The following is a 7,890-nucleotide window of genomic DNA, read 5'->3' on the forward strand; positions in this document are numbered from 1 at the left end:
ACTCCGTCCTAAATAAATTAGGACGGAGTAATATCCGCGGTACCACCTAAATTGCAACTAAAATAAATTGCCACTTATAAGTTCAAGCACTAACATGCTCTATCCATTATAACGTATGGATTACGGTAATTACTACTTTTCATAAATGAATTTCGGATTACTCCTCAGAGGCCCATTCACCAGCCATTATCGTACCAGGATTCCACCATCCCCGGCTCTCTTTAACTAAATCAGCTGTCTACTACCCCTCTTCAAAGGATTCAATGTTTTTACATATTACAATGATAATAACAATACTTGATTTTATTGTCAACAAATAAATTGATAATTCAGAAGGAAGTTCACTTATTTATATTTATATTAACTTATAGATGGATTCAGATTTGCAGTTTTTAGATACAGGGCAAATTAAAAAGATTTAACCTAAAGTTTATTCTATAAGGTAAGGTTTATAGCTAATTAGCTTCACTATTTAAAGCAACCCATGCAGCAATCACATCTTCTAATTTCTCATTTAATTCCGCTTTTTTAGAATAAAGCTTATTTAATTCTTCATAATTAGAGGCTGAGCTATCCATGAGGTTATCAATTTTATCAAGTTCTTCCTCTAAGGATTTTATGCTGTCATCTAGTTTCTCCAATTTAAACTTAGACTTATTAAAATCATTATTTGGTTTATTAATTGGGTTACTTGAAGCCGCTTTTTTGGGAACTTCAATGGTATTTGACTTTACTAGCTCCTGAATTTTGCTGTTCTTATAGAAATCATAGTCACCAGAATAACTTACCAGGTTGTTATCTTCTAGTGAAATTATTCTATCACAGACTTTATTAATAAAATATCTATCATGGGAAATGAAAAAGATAGTTCCTTTAAAATCTTCAAGTGCTGCCTCGAGAGTTTCAATGGAGTCAATATCAAGGTGGTTAGTTGGCTCATCTAGTATGAGAAGATTTATCTCATCATATAGTAGCATACTTAATTTAAGTCGAACCTTTTCTCCACCAGATAAATGTTTCACCTTTTGATAAGGAGTTTTTCCAAAGAACATAAACTTAGAAAGATATTCTCTAGCTTTTCCCTCTAAAATATCTCTATCTTCTCTGAAGCACTCAATAACAGTGTCCTCTTCATTATTAAAAACGATTTCTTGTGGCAAGTAGGCATATTTCACATTAGCTCCTATTTGTAAAATTCCACTATCTAAATCCATGTTACCTAAAAGCATTTTTAAAAATGTAGTTTTGCCACTACCATTGGGACCTATGAGAGCCACTCTTTCACCATAGTAAATGTTTAACTGAGCTTTACTTAATATAACTTTATCATTAAAGCTCTTACAGATTTCAGAACCTTTTATTACATTAGAACCTGACCTTTCTGTATTTTTAAAATCTAGTTTAATAGTTTGTTTTTTAAATACTGGTTTATCAACTCTATCAAGCTTATCTAACTTTTTTTGAATACTTGCAGCCCTTGTATAATGTTCCCAAGACCTAAGCCTCTTAACTGCACTTTCCATAGCTTTTATTTTACTTTGTTGATCTTTATAATCCTTAAATTGCTCCAGCATATTATCTTCTTTCTGTCTAACATAGTCAGAATAGTTTCCATCATACTGTGTATTTTGTTTATTTTCTATTTCAATAACCTTAGTAACCACGTTATCTAAGAAATACCTATCATGGGAAACCACCATAACAATGCCATTGTAGTTTCTAAGATATCCTTCAAGCCACTCTATAGAATCCATATCTAAATGATTTGTAGGTTCATCAAGAAGTAAAATATCAGGGCTTTCTAACAGGATTTTTCCAAGACTTACTGTGGTTTTTTCACCACCACTTAAAATATTAAAGTCTTTATTTAGAAAAGCATCATCGAATTTTAATCCTTTGCATATTTTACTTAATTTCTCCTCTATATCATAGCCGCCTTTAGTGATATACACCTCTTGGAGATCACTATACCGTTTTAATACTCTCTCCAGTTCTTCTCCATCTAGAGTAGACATAGTATTTTCCAGCTCTCTAAGATTTTTTTCGATGGTATAAACTTCTTCAAAAGCAGATTTTAATATATGAATAACCTTTAAGTTTCCTGGATAATCTGGAAGCTGATTAAGATATCCAACGGTAACTCCCTTAGGAATTTTAATCCAGCCTTTTAGCCTTCCATCACGTGAATCTAATCTATCATCTCTATCCATTGGTTCTATGCCAGCTAGTAGTTTTAAAATAGTGCTTTTTCCGCAACCATTCCTACCTACAAGGGCAACTCTTTCTTTATCATATACAGTAAAAGTTATATTATTTAATACTAAGTTATCTCCAAATCTTTTCATAATACGATACATTGTAAATTCAATCATCTATAATCCCTCATCTCATAAAATAATAATTCAAGTACTTAAGGCAATTAGTTGATAACTTACTAACTTCTAAGATTTCACGCTAGAAACCTTAGAAGGATTAATAAAAATTCATGAAAAATAAAAAGACCATAAGAAAGAATATTCTTACGGTCTAAAAATAGCTATAATTTATAAAATCAAAGATATATAAATATAATCAACCTTAAATAAAGAACAGGCTTATTTTATTCAACGACTTGGGATGCAGATTAAATTCCACCCTAAGCTTGCTTAAGAGTAACAATGGGGGAGAATAATCATTCAAAAGTGTCATTAAATAAGAACAGTAAAATGTTACCTTATTTAAGTAGTAGATTTATATAAAAATCTTGTTTAAAAATTAAATATATTTCAGTAAAGTAAGTTATCTTCTAAATTGCTAAATTCATTTAAAGAGCACAACAAAAAGGTCTACCCCAAAACAGGAAAAGACTATACTCCTTAAAAATATCTATTAATTTTAAAATAAAATTAATGTTAGCAATTAGCTGGTGTCATAACTTACGTCCTCCTTTATATTTAACAATACCTATATTTTACATTATATTCATATAATTGTAAATAGTTTAAATTTAATGTAATATTACTTTTATAAGAATGCTGCAATAAAAATAAGTAAAATATAAAAAACTTACAAAGTTAAACCATTTGAGATGTAAGTGTTAAGCTGATTTTACAGATATATGTTACCTAGGCTGGCCCTAGCCATATCTTAAATGCTATGGAAAAGGCAATCCTTAAATTTTGTAGTGATTTTTGTATAGAACCAGCTGATGGATTGGATGAATAAAGGGGGATTAACATGGAAGTAATCGAAGCCATTTATAAAAGAAGAAGTATTAGAAATTACTTAGACAAGAAAGTAGAAAGAGATACGATTATGACCTTATTAAAGGCAGCCACTGCAGCGCCAACAGCTGCTAATTGTCAACCTTGGGAGTTTGTGGTTATTGATGAAGAGGACAAGCTATTTGAGTTAAAAGATAAATTGGTTTTTGCAAGATACAATGCACCAGTTGCTATTGTGGTGTGTGGAAATATGAAACTAGCTTTTAAGGGGCCAGGAAAAGAAATGTGGGTACAAGATTGTAGTGCAGCAATAGAAAATATTTTAATTGCTGCTACAGGAAGTGGACTTGGTTCAGTATGGATAGGCGTTTATCCTGTGGAAAGCAATGTTAGTGCAGTTAAAGCATTGTTGAATATGCCTGAACATGTTATCCCTCTTGGGGTTGTGTTAATTGGATACCCAGCAGAGGAAAAAGAAGCAAGAAGTAGACTAAATGAAAAAAGGGTATATTGGCAAAAATATGAACCTGATCGTAAGCATAAGAAAAAGGACAAACCGGTTATAGGACATTATTAGAGAAGATGCACAAAAGCTATCACTGTTACAATGGGTGGTAGCTTTTGTGTTAAGAATGATATAGAAAGGATTATTACCTTTTATTTTGATGTGCAGAAACGTTAAAATTATATAGGCATCTTCAAAAAATAAATAAGTTAGTATGCTCGGCTATTTTGTGTTATACTGCGTCAACAGAACCCTTAGATAGCTCTACTATCTGCGGAACCTGTTTCATTGTCGGCACAAGCTTGCTTGTGAACACAAGCTTGCTTGTGACCTCAAAATATCCTTCACATCTTTGACTTGTTATTTATTTTCAGATGCCTAGAATACATAATTCATTGAATTTGTGAGGGTTAATTATATTGTAGGGAGTGGAATAGCTTTGATTGAAAACAAAGGTTTTATAGATGGTAATTATAAAAGAATATCCATTTTAAGTACTATTAAATTATGTGCTAGATATTCACCCATGCTTTTTATAGCATGCTTCGCTTTAACGGTGATGGATGGGTTACTAGTTCCTCTAATGCTGGTGATTGTTGGAAAGTTTATTGATTCTGCAATGACATTAGCATCCAAGGAGCCTCAAACTTATATAATGCTAAAAAATGCTATGTTTATGGGGATAGGCTATTTCTATATGCAGTTTAGTGAAGAATTAAAAATTTACTTTTATCAATTATTCGAAGATGCACTAAGAAATAAATTAAAGCCAGAAATCATAAAAAAGCAATTTTCTATTGATTATTTATTATTTGAGTCAACTGAAACCCAGGATTTAGTATTAAGAGTTACTAATAACATAGAAAAGAGGATCACTGAAATTCTCAAATGGAGCAATTTGATTATCTCTATAGCTATACAAGTAATTTCTATTCTATATGTGTTATATAAATATAATTGGTGGATAGACGTAATTTTTGTTTTTATTATAGTTCCAATAATTTTTCTGACTTTTAAGGGTGGTAAAGCAATCTATGAGTCAGAGAAGAAAGTGGGTTTTATAACAAGACAGATGAATTATCTATCTGATGTGTTGTCAAATAGAGAAGCTAGTGCTGAAAGAACCCTATTTAATTATTCGGATGCACTAAATAAAAGGTTTAAGGATGCCCATCTTTATAGATCAAATTTTAATACAAAGAAGCTAGCAAGTGAAACTTTAAGAATCAAATTATGTAATATAGTGATGAATATATTTATTATTTTAATTATTGTCTCTTTATCTCGACAAGTATCCAATAAACTATTAAGCGTTGGGTTATTTACATCAATATTAGGTAGCATGATAAATTTAACAAAAGTAATTTCAGTTCAAGTATCAGAACTTTTCTTTGAGTTTTCTTCACATAAGGAATATGTTAAAGACTTTAAGAAATTTATAGCATTGGAAGAAAATAAAGAAGTGTTTAATGATAAATATGAAAAGTTAAAATTTGAAAGTTTGCACATTAAAAATTTGTATTTCAAGTATAGAGACTCTAAAGATTATATAATCAAAGGTTTAAATTTATACTTAGAAAAAGGTAAATCATACTCTTTAGTGGGCTTAAATGGAGCAGGAAAAACAACTTTAATTAAAATATTAGTAGGTTTATATAGAGATTTTGAGGGCGAAATTTTAGTCAATGGTAAGAATATAAAGCTTTACAGCTTCAATGAACTAGGTGGTATGTTTTCCCTTGTTTCTCAAGACTATGCCAAATACTATGTTTCTCTAAAAGATAATATTGCCTTTGGGGATCATGAAGCTGACATTAATTCTGTTATAAAAAACCTTGAGCTGAGTGACTTGATTAATGATTTACCAAAGGGAGAAAATAGCTACTTAGGTAAAATCTATGATAATGGAATAGATATCTCAGGGGGACAGTGGCAAAGAATCGCTATAGCTAGAGCTCTTTATAAAGATGATCCATTTATTATTTTAGATGAGCCAACATCAAGTTTGAGTCCAACTGCTGAGAGCAAAATTTATAGTAATTTTTCAAAAGTAGCTAAGGATAAAACTTTATTGATGATCAGTCACAGGTTAGGTTCAACAAAAATATCAGATGAAATAATAGTACTTAATTGTGGTACCATTGCTGAGCAAGGTTCTCATGAAGAGTTAATGAGAAAAGATAATATATATGCAAAATTATTTAACAAGCAAAGAGAGATGTATTATGAATAAAGGAAAAGGAATGTCTAATATCAAGGTTTTTTTAAAGTTAATTAAATATACATGGCTAGCAAGTCCCCTTACCTTTTCGGTGCTTATAGTCGCTTCACTAATATTTAGTATTCTACGGTATTCAGAGATAGTAGTGTTACAATCATTATTTGATAATATATTAAAGGTTGCTAACGGATCCACCTATGACATTATGATAACACCTATATTAGCTATACTAGTTATCTTAATTCTTAATCCAGTTGCTGAATGGTTAGAGTTTTTAGCACAAGGTTATTTTTGGAGACGAGGCAATGGATATATGCAATCCCTGTTTCATAATCGTATAAATGAAATGGACTTAATTGATTATGAAGATGTAAAAAAGTTTGATGACATTAAGAAGGCAAGCTTAGGAAATCAAGAAGCACCAAATGGAATCCGTATTATAGTGCAAATATTGTTTTTATATTTACCTTTTCTATTAATAACAGCATTATATCTGATTTCTGTAAAACCTATGTTGGTATTTGCAATAGTATTAATATTTATTCCAGTATTAGTTTCTGAACTAATTAAAATCAGTGATAATTATGATTTTGAAGACAAAATAGCCAATAGAAGAAGAAAGACCGAATACTTCGAAGGTTGTATCACTTCTAAAGAATATTTCAAAGAAACCTTAGTTAACGGATCATTTAATTATTTCTATAGCCTGTTTGTAGATTCTAACAAAAAATTTAGCAAAGAGTTTGTTAATGTTAAAAACAAGCTTCTAAAAATTGCTATAGTTATGCGAGGTGTAAATACTTTAGGGTACCTCAGCACACTAGGTCTATTAATTTACTATTTATATAATGGTTCTATTTCAGTAAGTCAATTTGCAGCTGTTTATTATTCCATAGATAAAATCACCACTATGCTAAAGAACCTTATTGCAAATATTGGTGAAGCTCTTGCAGGAATTTCAACTACATCCTTTCTTGTTAGATTTATAAATGAAAAAAAAGAAATTGAAATTGAGGAAGAACTCTCTAAAACAGGAGACATTGTATTAAGAGATGTTTCTTTTATATATCCAAATGCAAATAAAAATGCTTTATCAAATGTAAACCTAAGGATAAAAGCTGGTACATCCGTAGCAATCGTTGGGGAAAATGGTTCTGGTAAAAGTACATTAACAAAAGTAATCATGGGTTTATATAAACCATCACAAGGAGAAGTGCAATATGATGGTAAAAATATGGAAAAATACTCTAAGTCCTCTAAATTCACAAACATTAGTGCTGTATTTCAGAATTTTATAAAGTATAAGCTACCAGCAGAGGATAATATAAGAATTAGCAATTTTTCCTCACAAGATTCAATTGGAAATGTTTCTTCACAGATAAATCTAAGCTTTGATGATTTAAAAATCAACAATGAAACTATTTTATCAAGAGATTTTGGTGGACAAGAACTTTCTGGAGGTGAATGGCAACGCCTTGCAATTGCACGTGGCTTATATCGTCCACATAATTTAATTGTTTTGGATGAACCAACTGCGGCTATTGACCCTATTGAAGAAGCTAACGTGTTTTGTACTTTTAAGAAATTAAGTAATAATAGGACTTGTATTTTTGTTACTCATAGATTGGGATCAACTCAAATTGCCGATAAAATTGTTGTAATGGAGGATGGCAAAATAGTGGAAGAAGGGACAAATCAAGAGTTAATTAATTTAAAAGGAAAGTATTATGGTTTATTAGAATCTCAAGCTAAATGGTATAAACGCTGATCTGCACTTGATGAGGGAAATTTATATGACAATGCATTTATAACTTAAAGAGAATTCTCTAACCTTTTTAGTGTTGAAGCCGTAGAGTAATTTGCGGCTTTTTTATTATATAGGAAATTCAACTTTTTTTGCGCTAGCAAAATGCCTGGAAGGCCTTGGAATTGTTGCTTTTGAGAGTTTGTGTAAAAAAATG

General features: G+C 30.6%; 4 protein-coding genes and 1 other annotated feature. Of the genes, 3 read left to right on the forward strand and 1 reads right to left on the reverse strand.

What is annotated here, in order from left to right:
• Nucleotides 1–15: 15 nt before the first annotated feature.
• Nucleotides 16–264, reverse strand: a binding site (T-box leader).
• Nucleotides 265–455: 191 nt separating this feature from the next.
• Nucleotides 456–2,372, reverse strand: a complete 1,917-nt coding sequence (locus J2Z44_RS12365; protein WP_209649609.1) for an ABC-F family ATP-binding cassette domain-containing protein — start codon at nucleotides 2,370–2,372, stop codon at nucleotides 456–458.
• An 844-nt stretch (nucleotides 2,373–3,216) separates the two neighbouring features.
• On the opposite strand from J2Z44_RS12365, the gene J2Z44_RS12370 reads away from it, so the two are divergent.
• The 3 genes from J2Z44_RS12370 to J2Z44_RS12380 all read left to right on the forward strand — a co-directional run bounded on the left by J2Z44_RS12370 (nucleotide 3,217) and on the right by J2Z44_RS12380 (nucleotide 7,697).
• Nucleotides 3,217–3,780 carry a nitroreductase family protein gene (locus J2Z44_RS12370; RefSeq protein WP_021285308.1) on the forward strand — a complete coding sequence of 188 codons (564 nt, stop codon included), beginning with the start codon at nucleotides 3,217–3,219 and terminating at the stop codon, nucleotides 3,778–3,780.
• Between the two features lie 367 nt (nucleotides 3,781–4,147).
• The gene (locus J2Z44_RS12375) at nucleotides 4,148–5,941 is read left to right on the forward strand and encodes an ABC transporter ATP-binding protein (RefSeq protein WP_021285309.1); all 1,794 of its coding nucleotides are present in this window, start codon (nucleotides 4,148–4,150) and stop codon (nucleotides 5,939–5,941) included.
• The gene (locus J2Z44_RS12380; RefSeq protein WP_209649610.1) at nucleotides 5,934–7,697 is read left to right on the forward strand and encodes an ATP-binding cassette domain-containing protein; all 1,764 of its coding nucleotides are present in this window, start codon (nucleotides 5,934–5,936) and stop codon (nucleotides 7,695–7,697) included. The genes J2Z44_RS12375 and J2Z44_RS12380 overlap by 8 nt, the downstream gene beginning before the upstream one ends.
• Nucleotides 7,698–7,890: the final 193 nt, after the last annotated feature.

This window comes from Clostridium punense (genome assembly GCF_017874425.1).
GTDB lineage: Bacteria > Bacillota > Clostridia > Clostridiales > Clostridiaceae > Clostridium_J > Clostridium_J punense.

Coding starts and splice junctions, on each gene's coding strand:
- J2Z44_RS12370 (WP_021285308.1), top strand. CDS start 3,217: ATGGAAGTAATCGAAGCCATTTATAAAAGAAGAAGTATTAGAAATTAC.
- J2Z44_RS12380 (WP_209649610.1), top strand. CDS start 5,934: ATGAATAAAGGAAAAGGAATGTCTAATATCAAGGTTTTTTTAAAGTTA.
- J2Z44_RS12365 (WP_209649609.1), bottom strand. CDS start 2,372: ATGATTGAATTTACAATGTATCGTATTATGAAAAGATTTGGAGATAAC.